17 protein-coding genes and 1 pseudogene are annotated in these 17,387 nt (G+C 53.8%); all 18 read right to left on the bottom strand.

Annotated elements, in window-relative coordinates:
- Positions 1-970 (bottom strand): [FeFe] hydrogenase H-cluster maturation GTPase HydF (gene hydF, locus ACLTD4_RS27595; protein WP_412331727.1); only part of this gene is annotated, 970 nt, incomplete at its 3' end.
- A 109-nt stretch (positions 971-1,079) separates the two neighbouring features.
- The gene (gene hydG, locus ACLTD4_RS27590; RefSeq protein WP_002603500.1) at positions 1,080-2,495 is read right to left on the bottom strand and encodes a [FeFe] hydrogenase H-cluster radical SAM maturase HydG; all 1,416 of its coding nucleotides are present in this window, start codon (positions 2,493-2,495) and stop codon (positions 1,080-1,082) included.
- 53 nt (positions 2,496-2,548) lie between these two features.
- On the bottom strand, positions 2,549-3,610 hold the full coding sequence (gene hydE, locus ACLTD4_RS27585) for a [FeFe] hydrogenase H-cluster radical SAM maturase HydE (RefSeq protein ID WP_055657121.1): 1,062 nt from the start codon (positions 3,608-3,610) through the stop codon (positions 2,549-2,551).
- Positions 3,607-3,858, bottom strand: coding sequence for a TM1266 family iron-only hydrogenase system putative regulator (locus ACLTD4_RS27580; protein WP_117621623.1), 252 nt, complete (start codon positions 3,856-3,858; stop codon positions 3,607-3,609). Before ACLTD4_RS27580 ends, hydE begins: the two co-directional genes overlap by 4 nt.
- 460 nt (positions 3,859-4,318) lie before the next feature.
- Positions 4,319-4,708: a hypothetical protein gene (locus ACLTD4_RS27575; RefSeq protein ID WP_117621622.1), complete on the bottom strand. Its 390-nt coding sequence runs from the start codon at positions 4,706-4,708 to the stop codon at positions 4,319-4,321.
- A 292-nt stretch (positions 4,709-5,000) separates the two neighbouring features.
- On the bottom strand, positions 5,001-5,990 hold the full coding sequence (locus ACLTD4_RS27570; RefSeq protein ID WP_117621621.1) for a DNA/RNA non-specific endonuclease: 990 nt from the start codon (positions 5,988-5,990) through the stop codon (positions 5,001-5,003).
- Positions 5,974-6,402, bottom strand: a complete 429-nt coding sequence (locus tag ACLTD4_RS27565) for a ribonuclease Z (protein ID WP_117621620.1) — start codon at positions 6,400-6,402, stop codon at positions 5,974-5,976. Before ACLTD4_RS27565 ends, ACLTD4_RS27570 begins: the two co-directional genes overlap by 17 nt.
- A 51-nt stretch (positions 6,403-6,453) precedes the next feature.
- Positions 6,454-7,098: a GyrI-like domain-containing protein gene (locus ACLTD4_RS27560; protein ID WP_117621619.1), complete on the bottom strand. Its 645-nt coding sequence runs from the start codon at positions 7,096-7,098 to the stop codon at positions 6,454-6,456.
- A gap of 62 nt (positions 7,099-7,160) precedes the next feature.
- The gene (locus ACLTD4_RS27555; protein ID WP_117621618.1) at positions 7,161-7,805 is read right to left on the bottom strand and encodes a bifunctional adenosylcobinamide kinase/adenosylcobinamide-phosphate guanylyltransferase; all 645 of its coding nucleotides are present in this window, start codon (positions 7,803-7,805) and stop codon (positions 7,161-7,163) included.
- A gap of 55 nt (positions 7,806-7,860) precedes the next feature.
- Complete coding sequence (cobT, locus tag ACLTD4_RS27550) at positions 7,861-8,937, bottom strand: nicotinate-nucleotide--dimethylbenzimidazole phosphoribosyltransferase (RefSeq protein ID WP_278321603.1); 1,077 nt, start codon at positions 8,935-8,937, stop codon at positions 7,861-7,863.
- Between the two features lie 105 nt (positions 8,938-9,042).
- Positions 9,043-9,486: pseudogene (locus tag ACLTD4_RS27545) on the bottom strand (N-acetyltransferase family protein); the annotation flags it as partial.
- A gap of 3 nt (positions 9,487-9,489) precedes the next feature.
- On the bottom strand, positions 9,490-11,490 hold the full coding sequence (locus ACLTD4_RS27540; protein WP_243009702.1) for a cobyrinate a,c-diamide synthase: 2,001 nt from the start codon (positions 11,488-11,490) through the stop codon (positions 9,490-9,492).
- A complete protein-coding gene (gene cobK / locus ACLTD4_RS27535) occupies positions 11,487-12,968 on the bottom strand; it encodes a precorrin-6A reductase (RefSeq protein ID WP_117621616.1) in 1,482 nt (493 codons plus the stop codon). Before cobK ends, ACLTD4_RS27540 begins: the two co-directional genes overlap by 4 nt.
- Entirely contained in the window at positions 12,961-13,701 is a 741-nt protein-coding gene (gene cobJ, locus ACLTD4_RS27530) for a precorrin-3B C(17)-methyltransferase (RefSeq protein ID WP_117621615.1), read from the bottom strand. Before cobJ ends, cobK begins: the two co-directional genes overlap by 8 nt.
- Entirely contained in the window at positions 13,698-14,789 is a 1,092-nt protein-coding gene (locus tag ACLTD4_RS27525) for a cobalt-precorrin 5A hydrolase (RefSeq protein WP_243009701.1), read from the bottom strand. The genes cobJ and ACLTD4_RS27525 overlap by 4 nt, the downstream gene beginning before the upstream one ends.
- Entirely contained in the window at positions 14,786-15,580 is a 795-nt protein-coding gene (gene cobM, locus ACLTD4_RS27520) for a precorrin-4 C(11)-methyltransferase (RefSeq protein WP_117621613.1), read from the bottom strand. The genes ACLTD4_RS27525 and cobM overlap by 4 nt, the downstream gene beginning before the upstream one ends.
- A gap of 2 nt (positions 15,581-15,582) precedes the next feature.
- Complete coding sequence (gene cobI, locus ACLTD4_RS27515; RefSeq protein WP_002603486.1) at positions 15,583-16,260, bottom strand: precorrin-2 C(20)-methyltransferase; 678 nt, start codon at positions 16,258-16,260, stop codon at positions 15,583-15,585.
- 42 nt (positions 16,261-16,302) lie between these two features.
- A partial coding sequence (gene cbiD / locus ACLTD4_RS27510) for a cobalt-precorrin-5B (C(1))-methyltransferase CbiD (RefSeq protein WP_412331726.1) occupies positions 16,303-17,387 on the bottom strand: 1,085 nt, incomplete at its 5' end.

Genomic DNA, 17,387 nt, shown 5'->3' with positions numbered 1-17,387 from the left:
TCTTAATCCAGGCCGGAATCTTCACCGTGCCGATATCATTGCACTGCCGGTGGTGGGTACACCCCTCAGATATGAGAATCCGGTCCCCGTCCTGCAGCTGGTTCACGGCCTTCACTCCACTTGCCGCCGCATCCAGGAATCCTTTATATCTTGCCATCAGAACGGAAAAGGAGGTGAGCAGTACATGGTCCGGTACCACCTCGGCCACCTCGGAAAATGCCTGGCTGTCCGTGATCACCAGATCCGGATCGCGGCCCAGCTTCTTAAGCGCTGCTAAAAGCTCCGTGTCGCGCACCACCACGGACATGGCCCCTGCCTCCAGAATATCCCGGATGGCCTGCTGCTGCGGCAGGATCAGCCGTCCCTTCGGCGCGGCCTTATCAATGGGGACCACAAGGACCACAAGATCGAGAGGTTTTAAGAAATCTCCCACCAGACGGCAGCCATTTTCCTTCTCTTTTACGAGGCCGGCGATCCTCTCCTTTAGCTCCTGGATATGGTAATACGTCTCAGCACTGACGAAAACAGATTTTTCGTCCGCTGTCTGCTCTTCTGTTTTATACTCTTTTTCGTCCAGCAGATCCCATTTATTATAAGCGATCAGATATGGAAGCTGTTTCTCTTTAAATAGTGAAAGCATCTCCTCATCGGCCTTCGTCTTTCCCAAAACCGAATCGACCACCAGCACGGCACAGTCCGCCCTGTTTAAAATCTCCCGGGTCTTTTTCACGCGCAGCTCTCCGAGAGCGCCTTCATCGTCAAAGCCCGGGGTATCGATGATCACCACAGGGCCCATGGGAAGCAGCTCCATGGATTTATAGACCGGGTCCGTCGTCGTTCCCTTGATATCAGATACCACGGACAGTTCCTGGCCCGTGACCGCGTTAACTATGCTGGATTTTCCCGCATTGCGGCGGCCGAAGAAGCCAATGTGTATGCGCTCGCCGCCCGGCGTATCACTTAGTCCCATATTTCTTCCCCCCACAGTCCTCTGAGTTGTCTTTTATTTATTTCTGTCCACTCCGCCATCGCTGACAGAGACCTGGAGCATGTTTGAAAATTCATTCCTGCATGCTATCTCAGAACCGGAAATCCCGGATTCCCTGTTCGATCTTTTCCAAATGATCCTTACAGATATCCCGCACCTTGTCTTTTGGAATATTGGCGAGTTCTGCCTCGATTAACTTCTCTCCGATGGCTTTCGTGTCCTCGGAGGCATAATCCATCAAAAATTCCTTTAACGTCATAAGCGCGTTGGGATGGCAGCAGTTCTGAATCTGGCCGCTCTTACAGAGGCTCATGAAACGGTCGCCGGTCCTGCCTTCCCGATAGCACGCGGTACAGAAGGACGGAATATACCCCATCTCCATCAGCCAGCGCACCACCTCGTCGAGGCTTCTCTGGTCGGAAACGTCAAACTGCTCCGTATCGGTCGGCCGGATCTCCTCCTGATAACCGCCTACGCTCGTTCTGGAAGCGCCGCTGATCTGGGACACACCGAGGCGGATCACCTTTTCCCTCACCTGCTGGCTCTCCCTTGTGGATATGATCATTCCCGTATATGGCACAGCAAGACGGATCAATGCGCAGAGCTTTGCAAAGATGTCGTCGCTGATGCTGTTGTCAAATGCGCTTGGATCGATATCGTCGGCATGCTTGATACGCGGAACGCTGATGGTGTGAGGGCCCACACCGTGAACCGCCTCTAAATGCTCGGCATGCATTAAAAGGCCTGCAAACTCATATTTGTAGAGCTCCAGTCCGAAGAGTACGCCAAGTCCCACATCATCGATTCCGCCGTCCATGGCCCGGTCCATAGCCTCGGTATGGTAGGCGTAATCGTGCTTCGGTCCCGTCGGATGAAGCTTCTCATAGCTCTCCTTGTGATACGTCTCCTGGAACAGAATGTAGGTACCGATTCCCGCATCCTTTAACTTCCTGTAGTTCTCGACCGTGGTAGCGGCAATATTCACATTCACACGGCGGATAGCTCCGTTCTTATGCTTAATGGAATAGATCGTATCGATACATTCCAATATGTATTCGATAGGATTCCTCACCGGGTCCTCTCCCGCCTCGATAGCCAGACGCTTATGGCCCATATCCTGAAGAGCGATTACTTCCTTTGCCACTTCCTCCTGCGTCAGCTTCTTGCGGGCAATGTGCTTGTTCTTGCCGTGGTACGGACAGTACGTACAGCCGTTGATACAGTAGTTGGATAAGTAGAGAGGCGCGAACATGACGATACGGTTTCCATAGAATTTCTTCTTAATCTCTTCCGCCAGGTTATACATCTCTAAAATCTTGTCCGGCATCTCGCAGGCCAGCAGCACGGACGCCTCCCTGTGGCTGAGTCCCTTCAGCTGCCTTGCCTTCTCGATGATCGAGTCAATCAGCTCCACGTTTTCTTTGTTTTTTTCCGCATAGTCGAGTGTCTCCTGGATCTCCTCGTGTGAAATAAATTCCTCTGCTTTTAACGATTCTGGATTATACATGATTCCTTCCTTTCTTCCGGGTCAGCCAATGCTTCTCCGTCAGTCATTCATTTTTATATTACAAGACTGTCGCCCCGCGAGACGGCAATCCCATAACCGATTTTACTTAAGGATTCCCTTAAGAGTTCCAGGCTCTCCGCGGCCTCGGAGCCGGAGGACAGCTTGTTGTCGTACAGCATATACTTCTTTCGGACGCCTGCCGGGGACAGATTCGGCATGACCACATTGGCGCCGCTTAAGATTCCCGCCTCTCTGCCGCCTTCCGTCACGGTTCCGAGTGCCGTGGTAGCAGGAAGCAGCACCTTCGGCATCATCAGACGGATAACCGACAGCAGATACAGTGTCAATTCGGCTGTCCCATTTTCCATATCACAAAACGGAGTGTCCTTATGAGAGAGAAACGGTCCGATCCCGATCATATGAGGACCGAATTCCTTCATGAAGCGCAGATCCTTTACGATCATGGACGCGGTCTGGTATGGTGACCCAACCATAAAGCCGCAGCCAGTCTGATATCCGATTTCCTTCAGATCCTTCAGCGCCGCCATCCGCTTATCGAAGCTCATCGACTCCGGATGAAGCCTACCGTAATGACACGGATCGGCCGTCTCATGGCGGAGTAAGTAACGGTCTGCCCCCGCATCATGGAGGCGTCTATAGCTGTCATGGCTTCGCTCCCCTGCCGACAGGGTGATGGCACAGTCCGGACACAACCCTCGGATTGACGCCACAATGGAACCAAGCCGTTCATCCGTAAAATAGGGATCTTCTCCGCCCTGAAGCACAAAAGTGCGGAATCCCAGGCCGTAGCCGGCCTCACAGCACGACAGAATCTCCTCCTCTGTCAGCCGGTACCGCTCTGCCTCCCGGTTGCTTCTCCTGATTCCACAGTAGTAGCAGTCATTTTTACAGTAATTCGTAAATTCAATCAGTCCCCGGATATAGACGAAGCGTCCGTAGATCCGTTCGCACAGTGCTCTGGCCTCGTTTCTCAAAAACAGGGCTGTCTCTTCATTTCGTTCCGTAATCAGCGTATACAGCGCGTCATCCGGCAGATCGTGATTCTCCGCCAACCGCACGGCTAAGTCCATGACCTTCTTTGCAGCGTCGCTCATGATTTCACTCCCGAGTAGGCGGTCTTCGAGCTGACTCCCTTCAATTTTCCCACCTTGCCGGAAAGAGCCGATATAATACTCTGGGGAGCGTCCACCGCAATACTGATAATGCTGATCTTCTTCTCATGATAGGGAATCCCCATACGGCCAATGATGTACTGGCGGTATTCATGAAGAATTTCGTTGAGTTTCTCTACGGATTCCTCTGCTTCCACAACGATTCCCACCACCGCGATCCTTGTTTCCATCGTTACACCTCCGGAATCTTAAAATATTTCAAATATTATTTCAATCCACATTCTGAGTCCAGAATACAAAACTCAGAATGACATCGTAGCTATGCTGCCATTTTATCCGGTTGCCCGGATTGTTTTGACCTCCTGTCAGTGGGGGATATCTGCCCGCCACTGACGCTAAGTTTGTTTTTGCGATTCATCTCCCACCTGTAGAGGCTGGGAGAATTCTCGTTGATTTTGTTAAAGCAAAAATGCCGCACCCCAAAAGGTACGGCAAGAAAAGAATGCGATCTGCATTCCATGTTATATTTCCTATCTCGAGCCGAACCTTGCGCCTCAAAACATGTTTTTGGCGTCAGGATACAGTAATAGCATATCACGAGCTGTAAATATTTTCAATTGTTTTCTGCCTTTTACAGACAGATCTAAACAACTTATGCGCCAATTATCCCGCCGTCTGAACTGTTACAACTTATGAACACAACACCTTTCTTTCCACTTTTTGCAATCTTTGTTCTACATTGTCCTGTCGTTTCATCAGAATTTCGACAATCTCATTATTATATCGCACAGCTGTGACATATCGACGTAACTCTTGCAGGTCTTTGTTGGTTGAATCAATCCTTCGGTTGAGTCTCTGCTCCGTTGAATCCAGCTCTTCCAACACCAAATTGGTTTCATGCCTTAAATCTGCTTTTGTCGCAAAGGCCTTCAAATCGTCTTTTGTTGCAAAGGCCTTCAAATCGTCTTTTGTTGCAAAGGCCTTCAAATCGTCTTTTGTCGCAAAGACCTTCAAATCGTCTTTCGTCGCAAAACTTTCCATTTTTAATAGGATCTGATCAATTTTTTCTGTATCTGTCATATATACCTCCATACAAGTAAATTGAACCATACTTTTTACAATCCAATTATTAACTTTTAGTGACGTGTTTCTTATGTATATAATACCATAAACAGGCGTATAAAGTCTATAAGATTTTTAAAAATATCACGGTTTCAATTCTTATTTACCGGCGCAAAATTGGATTTGGAGGCTGAAAGATACGCTTGGGAGAGACCTGGAGTGAAGACGGGAAAGAGGAGGGGCACAGAGCCTCTCCCCCACTACAACTGTATATTTTATAGCTAAAGATACCAGCCGGCAGAAAAAGGAATTAAGGCTTACATCTCCCGCACGGCTCATAGCCCCGCGCGATCGCTTCATCCCGGCTGCCGGTGAAGCTTTGCTTGTTTGATTCATTCATCTGCGAAACACTGGAACAGGAAGGATAGTGAAATTTGTGAGTATTGGTATTGAAAATATAAGTGGTCTCGGTACTGGATTTACTTTCGTTTTTACTTTCCGCGCTGCTCTCAGCTTTACTCTCGGCCTCGGACGCTGCGGTCTCCTGTGGTGCACTCTCTGATCGCTGACTGCTGCCGGTAGCGTAGTCTATGGTGACTCCGGGCTGCACGTTATAGACGAATACACAGAATAAAATTCCGTCGCCCTCGTCCTCAACGGATTCCGCCTCCATCAGTACGCCGTCAGCGATCAGATTATTACCCTGGAAAACCGGAGTAACGCGGTACAGGACATGGTTTTTCGTTTCCTTGACGTAGTCGGCCACCATGTTCTCAAACGGCAGCATGCCGTCCACATTCATATACCGGGTACCTGTGATCAGATTCTTTTCATTGGCATTCTCAGCCGTCAGCTGAAAGCCGATTAAGTGGCACCGGTTATAGAGGTACTTACCGTCTACAAAATCGTATTTTATGGTCTGCCACCCGGAAGGCTTCACCTTGCCTATGGACCCGCGTTTTTCTGTCGGCATAAGGTCTGTGCCTACATTAGCATAGGCCGTGCCGCATCTTCCGAGGCTGTCTAAATCACTATAAGTCTCGAAGGATTCTGTCGTGAAATCTGACGTTTCGAAATAGGGGACATTCCCGTTTACCGCGGCATACGCTTCTCCCGAATAGGCGGGAATATCGGATACTTTGAACTGCTTCGGTCCTGTACTGCCCACAAGCTCTGTCTCATTGGCCAATACACCGGCAGTGCTTTGGCTTTCGCCGGTCTGGGCCGGTGACTGGGCGCAGCCGGCAAGGAGCAGCACCGTCATGACTAAAACTGCAATATAATTACTTATTCTCTTCATCTTTTTTATACACTTCTCTTATTATTTTTTCGTGGGAGCTTCCCTCAAACTCCTCGGATTCCGTCATGGTCCATCCATGAGACAGGATATCCGCGGGAAAATGGAAATCCGCCGGATAACTGCGGTTCCATTGAAACAGAATGATCGATTCAAGCTCATCTTCATACGGCAAAATGTCCTGGTCCTCAACAAAGCAGTACTCTCCGCTTCCCGCCCTGTCAAGAAATGCCGGATCGACGGACAGCCAGTCCGGTTTAGGCTCCGAAAACAGCTTACTGGAATACTCGTTCATCCAAAGTCTGCTGTTCTCCGAGCACCGGAGCACCCGCTCCTGCACTGCGCTGTCTCTGCTCTGACGCCGGTGGTTGAACATCATGCCGTTACGGTCGTCAACACAAATCATAACTATCATTTTTTCCTTCCTCTCCCAGAGCATGTCTGAAAATTCATATCCAGATACGCTCTAATCAATCTTCGGTCTCACCGGATGCCTGATTACGGTTTTCATGCGTTCTGGAGAAACCTTCCTCGGATCACTTAAGTATATCTCATGGTGACGCCTGAGATCAGAAATATCGTTCTCATAGCCCTGTTCCAGCAGATAACGGTCCATCTTTGCAACGGTGGCCGGTTCCTCATTATAGCTTCCAATATGGAGACACTGGACGCACAGGCCCTCCGAAACTGTAATCAGCTCCGCAAGACTCGTATCGATCCCTTTTTTTCGCTGCGCCTCCTCCTTCGCCCAGGCAAATACCTCCTCTGTGACGAATTCCGGCACTCTGATTATGGAAATCCAGTTAAATCCGGACTTGTTCCTGTAATCGACGCCCGGCGCGCCGCCTTCCATCCACCAAAAGCCCTCCAGCGGCGGAACGACGTACTCGAAGAAGCCGTCAACCTTCCGGCTTCCCTTATAGCTCATCTTAATCGTGTAGGAAATCCCGTACAGAACGGCAACCGCCCTTCCGTATTCCCCATCCGGCTCGTTCGGATCTCCGTGTCCTCTCACCGCCGCGTACTGCATGGAAGGTACCTCCACGATGGATGGCATCTCCTTCGGAAGATACAATGCCTTATACTCTTTTTTATAATCAAATGGTGTCATACTGCTGCCTCCTTACTTTTTTATGAGTGTAACACAGTAAACATGACAACTGTATGACATGATTATTTAATTACAACGGGAATTCCTGCGCTCACCTCGATGACGTGGTCTGCAAGCATTCCCAGACGGCAGTTGATTTCTCCCAGAACCTTTAGATAGAGAGCCGTGGATTCATCCCAGCCGCAGAGATCTCCGGTATCCGGATTTTCCCCGTTTTCGTCCCATTTTATGCAGACCGGTTGTTTGCGGTAATCGCCGGCTGAAAACACCTCGTTGGTCACGATGACGAGATCAGATACCTTCCTTTTCAGACTCAGAATTCCGTCTAGTACCGAATCCGCCACCGCAGAGCCGTATTCGGCGGAAAGGCTGTCCGGGCAGTCGTCCTCCCCGGTTCCAAACAGTTCATTGGAAACCAGGTTGGAGAGGCATTCCAAAAGAACTGCATACTCCGCTGCTCCGGTCAGCTCTCCGTCTTTTCCCGCAGCAGGCAGCTTCAGCCGCTCCAAACCGCGGTAGCACTCCACAGTCTCAAACTGCTTATCTGCCCGCATCAGACGGTGACGTTCAATCCTGCGTCTGCACTCCTCATCCCAGGGCTTCATGGTCGCTATGTAGATCCGCCTCCGTTTTCCCAATCTGACAATCTCCTGCTCGGCAAAGGCCGATTTTCCGCTGCCGCTGCCTCCCGTTACCAGTGTTACCATCCTCTTCCTCCTCGCTGTGAGCACCAGCACGCCCTGGTGGTGCCGGGATGCACTGCTAATGCGCCCCGGTGTTAGTCTGAGGCGCCAGCGGCTTGTACTCCTCAATCTGAATATCCTGAAATGTGCTCATTTTAGTATAAACCTCCAGCGCCATATCGAGGAGCGGGATGGACGCAACCGCGCCGGTTCCCTCCCCCAGACACATTCCTGCCGCCACAAATGGTTTTAAGCCCAGTTCATCCAGGAGCAGGCGTCCCGCCGGTTCCGCCGAAACGTGGGTGGCCAGCATATAATCGCGGGCGGGCGGCGCCAGCTTTGCTGCGGCAAGCGCCGCAGTACCCGAGATAAAGCCGTCGATCAGAACGGGAATGCGGTAGACCGCGCCCCCTAAAAAGACGCCGGTAAGGCCGGCGAGATCTAAGCCTCCCACATGGGCAATCACATCGATGGCATCTCTGCATTCCGGTCCGTACCGCTTCACAGCTTCCCGGATAACGGATATTTTTTTCATCAGGCCCTCGTCCGACAGTCCCGCCCCGCGGCCCGTCATTTCAGTCGGATCACGATCCAGCAGCATGGCCGCCACGGCACTGCTCGTCGTGGTGTTGCCGATCCCCATCTCTCCGGTGGCGATCAGACGGTACCCTTTTTCCTTCAGCTCCCCAGCCACGCTAATTCCCGCGGCAATGGCCGATACTGCTGTCTCCCGGGTCATGGCCGGTTCTTTATGGAAATTCTTTGTTCCATAAGCCAGTTTTTTCCGTATCAGTGGGTTTCTGGCGCCGGAACGCAGATCTCTGGAGACTCCGATATCCACCGGAAACACGTCCACTCCCGCCCGGTCAGCCATGAGGCAGACGCTGCTGTTTCCATCCGTCATATTTTCAGTTACCACGGCAGTGACTTCCTGTCCGGTCTGCGTTACACCTTCTTCTACAATGCCGTTATCACTGCACATGATAATCAGCGCCCGTTTACCGATATCAACATGCTGGGTCTCTGATATTCCGGCGATCTTTATCACGTCCTCTTCGAGAATCCCCAGGCTGTAGAGCGGCTTCGCCACATGGCTCCAGGTGAGAGAGGCCAGTTCCATGGCATCTGCCGAAAGAGGGGATATCCTGGACAACACTCCGTTTAAGCATTCTTCCGCCGTTCTCTCATAGAGTTTAAACCACGGAAGGCCCCAGGAGCCCAGTCCCAGATCCACAGTCGCCACATAGAGGTATCCCTGCCGCTCATAGAGCCGGACTGCGGGTTCATTTTTCTCGTATACGTCAAGGCGGATCGTCTTCTTTCCTTCCCTCAGGGCCTGCAATTCCGCAAACTCCATCAGAAATTTCCCCGCGCCTGATTTACGGAAATTCGGGTGAACGAGAAATGTATGGATTACCATTACCTCATCCGGCTCCGCCTCCACGCCCCAGGAGACACCGTTGTATGCGGCCTCCTGCTTTCCATTTAATATGATGGAACCGATGATGCGGCCTCCGGTCTCCGCCACATAGAGTGTGCCTGTCTCCACACCCTCTTCCGCCGCGTCCCTTCCGGGATAGACTCCCTTTTTCCAGCCCGGATAGTTGATATGGCTTTCCAGATGCCCGACCGTCTCGTCGTATAGCCGCACCAGTTCGGGAATGTCCTCTGAGACGCCCCGCCGTATGTTTAATTCTTCTGTCATGACTTAAGTTCCTTTCCTGCAAAGCTCCAGCCACCGCTCTGCGGCAGACGGATTCGATGGATAATAAAGATGGGGGAAACCGGCCAGCAGACCTCCATCTGCATGAATGCAGTCCCAGCTTCTCTTTCCGCCTGGTTTCACGGCCTTCATCGCATTGCCGCAGGCCGTGCTGTCCCAGTAGTGGAATTCATGGCCGCGGATCTCTTCCCCTTCTTTCAAAAGCGGGGTGTCCCCATAGGGCACGAGCCCGATGTATCCGAATCGAGACAGTTTTCCGGTTGGAAATGCCCGCCCCGCGATAACTCCCGCCATGGGAAAGACCTCCCCCTCCTTCGTCTCCAGCTCCTCATGAAGATAGAGGAAACCGCCGCACTCCGCGAGTATGGGCATTCCGCCGGCCGCCGCTTCTTTTATTTCTCTTAAAAGGGAGCCGTTGGCCGACAATCTTTCGGCATAGAGTTCCGGGTAACCGCCGCCGAGCATCAGCCCGGCAATATCCTTTGGCAGATGCTCATCCCGCATGGGATCAAATTCCACGAACTCGGCTCCCAGACTCTCAAAAAGCTTTATATTTTCCTGATAGTAAAAACAGAAAGCCTCGTCTCTGGCGATACCGATCCGGATGCGTTCCGTTCCGGGTGCTTCAATGGCGATTACGGCTTCCGCACCATCCTCCGCCGCTTCACCGTCGTCCTTCAATTCCCCGGCACCGCCTGCCAGCCGTAAAAGCCCTTCCACATCCACGGTCTTCTCCATCTCCAAAGCCAGCAGTTCCAGCCGCTCCCGCAGGGCTTTGGACTCCTCCGGAATCACAAGTCCGAGATGACGGCTGGTTACTTTTGCCGCGTCGCATTCCGGCAGATAGCCGAACACGGAAATTCCCAGCTTTTCGATCTCCGGCACGAGACGTTCCGCCATCACCGGAGAGATCCTGTTTAGGATAACGCCGCGTATACGGCTGTCTTTTCTATATTCCAGAAATCCTTTTATTTCTGCCGCCAGGGAAAGTGAGGCTCCCTTGCAGTCCAGAACCAGTACGACGGGCGCGTCAAGGGCGCGGGCCGTGTCGTAGGAGCTGGCCCAAGTGTCATTTCCTCCGACACCGTCGTAATATCCCATCACGCCTTCCACCACCGAAAGGTCAGCACCGGCTGCCAGGTCCTTAAACTGATTTCGCACCTCTTCCTCAGGCAGGAAAAAGGTATCCAGATTTCCACCGTCGATTCCCAGTACATATTTGTGAAACATGGGATCGATGTAGTCCGGCCCGCACTTAAACGCCCGGCATTCTATCTTCCGCTTTTTCCATGCGGCCAGCAGTCCGCAGGTCATCATCGTTTTTCCGCTGCCGCTCTTCGGTGCGGCAAGCATCAAACGCGGATATGCGGTTTCTGAGCCGGAGGCCTTTTCGGCTGTCACCGCTTGCTTTGCCGTTTTTACGCCCCCTGTCTCTCTCCCCCCAAAGGAAATCACATAAACAGGGTTCTGAGCCATCATCATGTGGACCCGGCCCGCCGCCTTCGCCCGTGAAACTGACACCAGAACGATATCGGCCTCGATCCCGCGGGCGGCGGTCCATTCCATCACCTTCGAAACGGATTCCAGCGTGATCGCATTCACCACCACCCGGACCTCTGGATTCTTTGCCAGCAGCAGAGAAAGAATCTCTGCCATTCTGCCGGAGGTGCCTCCCAGAAATGCATGGGTAGGCGCCTCCAGACCCTCTAAAGCCTCCGGGGCCGCGCCTTCTATGATTCGAATCTGCTCCGCCTGAAACTTTTTCCTGTTTTTCTCCAGCAGCTCCACGGCCTCCCGCTTCTTCTCGACCGCATAGACTGTGCCTTCCGGCATAAAAGCCGCGGCCTCCACCGACACGGAACCGGTCCCCGCTCCGATATCATAGAGGACCGAATCGGGCGAAAGCTCCAGCTTCTCCACCGAAACGGCACGAACCTCGCTCTTCGTCATGGGGACCTCTCCCCGGATAAACAATTCGTCTCTCATCTGACACCCTCACTCTCTTCGTTCCGTTCCATCAGAACCACAGCCAGGCTTGTAAATTCCATGGTTGCAAGCTGGTCCGGCGTTCCGGTCACAATCCGCTCATCGGCATAGGAGAGCCGCTCTCCCGCAGTGATTCTCACGTCGGTAAGCCCGGCTCTCAAAAGCTGCTCACAGAGTTCCTTTACCGTGTTCGCCCCGCCCAGCAGCGTAAATACCGCCGGATTCTGAGCCAGCACCTGGGCCGCGTCGCAGTCCCGCCCGTGCAGGCTGATCAGTTTCACATGCTCCCAGCTTCGTCCCATTTTGGCACATAAGTACGATACGGACGAAATCCCCGGGTAAGTGGTGAATTCATAGGAATCGCAGTACGGTTTTTCCGAGAGCACGGCGGCCATACCGGACGCGCCGCTGTAAAACCCCGTGTCGCCGGAATACAGGACACCGGCTCTTTTATGCTCCGGATGGCTATCAAGCCATTCCAGGATCTCACGGTTCCCGTAAATCGGAACCCGCAGGATTTTCGACGCCGGTTCTCCCAGTGTCTCCGCCGCGTCCGTCATGCGTCTGGCGCCAAATAAGACATCGCACCGTTTCAGCGCCTCAGCGGCCGCAAGCGTCATCTGGCCCGGGCCTCCCATCCCTGTCCCGATGAGAGAAAGCTTCCGTTTGGCGGATACGGTTCCCGCTTCTTTCAGGAGTGTTTTCGCCGCGTCCAATGTAATTCCGTCTCTCTCCTCCAACGGTCTTCCAATCACAACCGCTGTCACGGAGAGTGCTTCCGCCGCGGAGAGCTTCTCTAAAAAGCCTCCCGCTGTTCCCGCTTCCTTTGTCACTAAATAGCGGACTCCCAGCTGCCGCATCATGGCCCGGTTCATTTCTTCGGAAAACGGGCCCTGCATGGCGATGATGCGTTTTCCCCTTATTCCGACGTCTTCGCAGGCGGATATGGCCACGCAGGAGGGGAGAACCCGCACGTAAAGCCTTTCCTCATATCCCGGAAGCGCTGTATAGGCGGCAAGTTCCTTGCTCCCCGTAGTCACGAGGATGTCTCCCTCCCTGTCCTTCAAGTAACAGACGGCTTCCTCTACGGAATGCACGTATACGACTTGAGATGCAAATGCTGCGGCTGGGCCCTTGCCGCTGTCACCTCCAGGATTCTCCGCTGCGGCAGACTCCCGCGTCACCCGCAGATAGGAGACCCCGGCGCGGCCGCAGGCTTCCTTTATATTTCTAGTTGCCTCAGCGGCATACGGATGGGTCGCGTCAAAGACGGCGCGGATGGATGCCCGCTTCATGAAGCCTTCCATCGCATCCCCGGCCATGCGGCCCGAAAGCACATGGAGATATTCACTTTCCGGAAGCAGGTCCGCACCGTAACCGCTGACAACGCTGACGTACGCCTCTATTTCCTGCTGGTGGCAGTATTCTGCGAGAAGACGGCCTTCCGTAGTGCCTCCGAAGATTAAAATCCTACACATTCCGGTACCCTCTCGGCGTTACCATCCTCCCGTTTACCGCCTTTGTCTTCTCATTGCCGATGAACACGGTGGTAAACATGTCGGTGAATGTGTCCCTTAATTCGGAAAGCGTCATAAGCTCCATGGACTCCCCTTCCCGGCCGATATTCTTTGCAATGCCGCAGACCGTTTCCGGCTTCTTGGCGGTGAGCATGATGTCACACGCCCGTCTTAAGTAATCCGACCGCTTCCGGCTGGAGGGATTGTAGAGGCATATGGCCAGATCCGCCTTTGCCGCGTGCAAAAGCCTGTCCTCGATCAGCTCCATCGGAGTCAGTAAATCGCTTAAGCTGATCACGGCAAAATCGTGCCCCAGAGGCGCGCCGAGCAAGGCGCCGCCGCTTAACGCCGCCGTCACTCCGGGAATCACCTCCACGATCGGGGAATCCGATTCTCCCACCAGTTCCAGAATAAGGCCGCTCATTCCGTACACACCGGCGTCCCCGCTGCAGATCAGCGCCACCGTCATGCCGGCCTCCGCCTTCTCGATTGCCATACGGCACCGTTCTGTCTCCTGCCTCATGGGCGTGGTGATCCACTCTTTTCCGGGAAAATGTTCCCGCATCAAATCCGCATACACCGTATAGCCGACCACCACCTGGCTCTCTTCCATAGCGCGAACCGCCTTTATCGTCATCTGTTCGTAGGAACCCGGTCCGATTCCCACCACATATAATTTTCCTGTCTGCTTCACAGCTTCACCTTCCAATCCCGGACCGCGGCCGCCACCGTGACGCCGCCGCCCGCCTGTTTTCTCATCATCAGTCTTCCTCCGCCCAGGTCCTCTACAAGGCTTACGGCGGCCCGCTCGCAGACGTTGTCCACGCCTGTGATCTCCTTAACAAAAGAAGACGGGGAGAATTCCCCCTCCGCCAGCAGCAGCCGTTCGACCGGATACGTTTGAAAGGATAGGCCATGCTCCCTTACATAGGAAAGGAGTCCGGCTTCCTCTTTCTTTATATCGATTGTCGCCACGGCGGCCGCACTCTCCGGCTCGATGTTCCACCGGCTCAATGCCTCCTCCACGGCTGCTTCTATTCTTTCTTTTTCCGTGCCCCTCTTACAGCCGATTCCCAGGATTACAATCCGCGGTACCAGACGGAGCACCTCCCCGCCTTCCGGCAGGAACAGCTTCAGAAAGTCATGGTTCTCCGGATAACGCTTCACCGTAATCCAGACATTTCTTTTACAGCTTTCCTTCTGGGTAAAGCCCTCCGGCACGCTTCCCGCTGCGGGGAAATCGCTGAAAAATCCCACCGGGTCACCGGCCAGGACATCGGCGGACACCGCCTTTGCCGTCTTCATATCCGAGATCCAAAGCCCCTGCTCCTTTGCGAAATTATCCACCGCAAAGCGGCCATGGATATCCGTGGCTGTGGTGATGACGGGGATTCCTCCCGTCAGCTTCGCCGTCTCTTCCGCCAGCCCATTGGCTCCTCCCAAATGGCCGGACAGAAGGGAAATGGAAAAGCGGCCGCTATCATCGATGACCACAACGGCCGGATCTGTCCTCTTGTCCTTTACCCACGGTGCAATGGCCCTGACGGCGATCCCTGCGGCCCCGATGAAAATCAGCCCCTCCCGCGTCTCAAACTGGTTCCCGGTCCATTCCTGAAGGCTGGATTTTAAGGGTTCCAGACCATTTGTCTCGTGAAACGGGTTCAAAAACTTCTCCAGCACGTACCCGCGGCATTCATGGCCGCTGAGTCTCAGTTCCTTCAACAGCCGGGCGCCAAGCTTCGCCCCCGCTCCTGTAAAACAAATCAGCGAAAGCCTCATCATTTCCTCTCTTTCTGTGCCAGAGCTGCCCCCTCAGAATCACTTCCCTGCCTGTATTCCGTCGTAAATCCCGAATCATACAGCTTCGAAAGGGCATACCCGCTCTGACTCACCGCGTTTCCCACGATAATCAGGGCTGTCTTCCTGATCTGCTCCCCGGCCGCCCGCTCTGCCAGCGTTCCCACCGTGCAGACGACCTTCTTCTCATCATCCCAGGTAGCCCGGTAGACGATGGCCGCCGGAGTGTCCGCGCCGTATCCGCCGCGCATCAGCTCATCCGCCAGCTCTGCCACCATGCCTGAGCTTAAGAACAGGACCATGGTCGCCCCATGCGCCGCAAATGAAGCGATGGATTCCCGCTCCGGAACCGGAGTCCGCCCTGCCATCCTGGTGATCACCACGCTCTGGGATATCTCCGGTAGCGTGTATTCCATATTCAAGGCTGCGGCGGCTCCACAGAAGGAGCTGACTCCCGGGCAGACTTGATAGGAGATCCCCAAACGGTCAAATTCATCCATCTGCTCCCGGATCGCCCCATAGATGCAGGGGTCCCCCGTGTGCAGGCGGACAGTCATCTTTCCCTCTGCCTCGGTCTCACGGACCGCCTCTACCACCTGATCGAGCGTCATATACGCGCTGTTTAACACGCGGCAGCCTTCTTTTCTGTATTCCAGCAGCGCCGGATTTACCAGCGAGCCTGCGTAAATGATTGTATCCGCCTGTGAGATCAGTTCCTTCCCACGGACGGTAATAAGATCCGGTGCTCCCGGACCTGCTCCTACGATATGTACCATCTCTACCTCACAATCAACAGTGAATAATATCCCGGCTCATCCGGAATCTCCTCCAGGGACATAAAAATCCGTTCATCGTCCATGCCGCAGTTTTCCACCATAACGGCACTGGCCCCGCATTTGCGGATCTCTTCCTTGACTGCCTTCATCTGTTTTCCCGTCTTCATAAGCACCTTGACGCCTGGAAGCTTAAGTGCTTCCTTCACCTGGTACGTAGCCGGTATCACATGCAGCTCCTCCGCTCCGGACACCAGCGGCATGCCAAGCCTGGCCGCCGCCGCTGAAAAGGAGGGAATCCCGCATTCCAGCCTCGTCGCATACCCTTTACTCCACAGGCGCTCCAGCAGATAGCTGCAGGTCGAGTAGATGCTCACATCACCCAGCGTGATGAAGCCCACGTCCTCCCCTCTGTCCAGCCGTTCCATCACAGCGCCGGCCGCCAGATCATGGCTTTCATCCAGCACCTTTTTATCCTTTGTCATCGGCATGGGGAGGTAGAGGCACTCTTTCTCCTCAATCTCCGGCACCGCCTGACGCGCGATCTGGTAAGCCGTGCACAGTTCCTTTTCCCTGTGTGGAATGGCGATCACCGCACATTCCTTTATCCGCTTTGCTGCTTTTATGGTCATTAATTCGGGGTCTCCCGGACCGACTCCGATTCCGTATAGTATTCCAGACATGCTTGTCTCTCCTGTTCTTGTTCTCTGTTCTTGTTCTCTCTTCTATTCTTTCTGCATTTCGTTTGCTTCTTCCCGAATACGAAATGCCTCAATCATATTCTCTGCCCCGCAGGTCATACCAAGTATACCGTATCCGTTCGTAAATGTCACCACCTCGGCGCACACGGTTCTCCCGCTCCACTCTTCTACGTACTGCTTCATCCGTTCCACCGCAGTCATCATCGCCGGTTTCAGGACTCCGGCCTTTTCCAGCCAGATTACCGCCTCCTCCGTCGTATTGGATGCGAGCACCTGGTCTTTCAACCGGTTCCTGTCACTCTCCGCCATCTCCTCACAGTGTATCCGGGCACAGTCCCACATAATTTCCATACGCCTGTCCCCGTACTTCGAATGCGTATTTCCGACACCGCCGGCCACCTTGATCAGTTTTCCGACGTGGCCGACAAAAAGAAGACCGTTCATCCCCTCGTCCGCCGCCATTTTCACGGAATCCTGTACGAAATTGCTGCACTGGACCCCCTGGGCCAGGGAGAGATTTAACGTCTCCTTCAAAAAATTCTCCCCGTAATTTCCGGGTGTTAAGATCACTTCCCGCTGCCCTGCCACGGCCTTCATATGGAGTTCCAGCTGAATGGTGGCCCTTAAAGCGGCCTCGCTCATCGGCTCCACGATCCCGCTGGTTCCGAGCACAGAGATCCCGCCCTCGATTCCAAGCTTTGGGTTAAAGGTGCTGAGAGCCAGACGCTCCCCCTCCGGAATCCATATTCGGACAAGGAGTCGTCCTTCGCAGCCTGCGCTTCGCGCCACCGCCTCCACTTCTTCGAAAATCATCTTTCTGGGTACCGGATTGATGGCATGAAGCCCCACAGGACACGCAAGGCCCGGCTTCGTCACAATCCCGACTCCAGGGCCTCCGGTTAAGAAAATATGATTGTTCCGGTAACACATATCCGGGTCACCGCTGTCTTTTATGTACTCTACCGAAGCATAAATCAAAGCCTGATCCGTCACATCCGGGTCATCTCCGGCGTCTTTTCTGACGGCGCACACGGCCGAATGTTCTGTCCGTTCCGCATCATGCAGCAGCAGCTCCGCTCTCGTTCCTCCCGGCGTCATCACCTGGACAC

The sequence above is a fragment of the Hungatella sp. genome, assembly GCF_046966825.1.
Note: the sequence above shows the minus strand (reverse complement) of the source record. Positions and strands in the feature narration are given on the sequence as shown.

Excerpts from the sequence above, each read along its gene's own strand:
- ACLTD4_RS27525 (WP_243009701.1), bottom strand. The coding sequence starts at position 14,789 with ATGATGAGGCTTTCGCTGATTTGTTTTACAGGAGCGGGGGCGAAGCTT.
- ACLTD4_RS27565 (WP_117621620.1), bottom strand. The coding sequence starts at position 6,402 with ATGATAGTTATGATTTGTGTTGACGACCGTAACGGCATGATGTTCAAC.
- ACLTD4_RS27580 (WP_117621623.1), bottom strand. The coding sequence starts at position 3,858 with ATGGAAACAAGGATCGCGGTGGTGGGAATCGTTGTGGAAGCAGAGGAA.
- ACLTD4_RS27575 (WP_117621622.1), bottom strand. The coding sequence starts at position 4,708 with ATGACAGATACAGAAAAAATTGATCAGATCCTATTAAAAATGGAAAGT.
- hydG (WP_002603500.1), bottom strand. The coding sequence starts at position 2,495 with ATGTATAATCCAGAATCGTTAAAAGCAGAGGAATTTATTTCACACGAG.
- cobK (WP_117621616.1), bottom strand. The coding sequence starts at position 12,968 with ATGTGTAGGATTTTAATCTTCGGAGGCACTACGGAAGGCCGTCTTCTC.
- ACLTD4_RS27570 (WP_117621621.1), bottom strand. The coding sequence starts at position 5,990 with ATGAAGAGAATAAGTAATTATATTGCAGTTTTAGTCATGACGGTGCTG.
- cobI (WP_002603486.1), bottom strand. The coding sequence starts at position 16,260 with ATGTCTGGAATACTATACGGAATCGGAGTCGGTCCGGGAGACCCCGAA.
- cobM (WP_117621613.1), bottom strand. The coding sequence starts at position 15,580 with ATGGTACATATCGTAGGAGCAGGTCCGGGAGCACCGGATCTTATTACC.
- ACLTD4_RS27540 (WP_243009702.1), bottom strand. The coding sequence starts at position 11,490 with ATGAGAGACGAATTGTTTATCCGGGGAGAGGTCCCCATGACGAAGAGC.
- ACLTD4_RS27560 (WP_117621619.1), bottom strand. The coding sequence starts at position 7,098 with ATGACACCATTTGATTATAAAAAAGAGTATAAGGCATTGTATCTTCCG.
- ACLTD4_RS27555 (WP_117621618.1), bottom strand. The coding sequence starts at position 7,805 with ATGGTAACACTGGTAACGGGAGGCAGCGGCAGCGGAAAATCGGCCTTT.
- hydE (WP_055657121.1), bottom strand. The coding sequence starts at position 3,610 with ATGAGCGACGCTGCAAAGAAGGTCATGGACTTAGCCGTGCGGTTGGCG.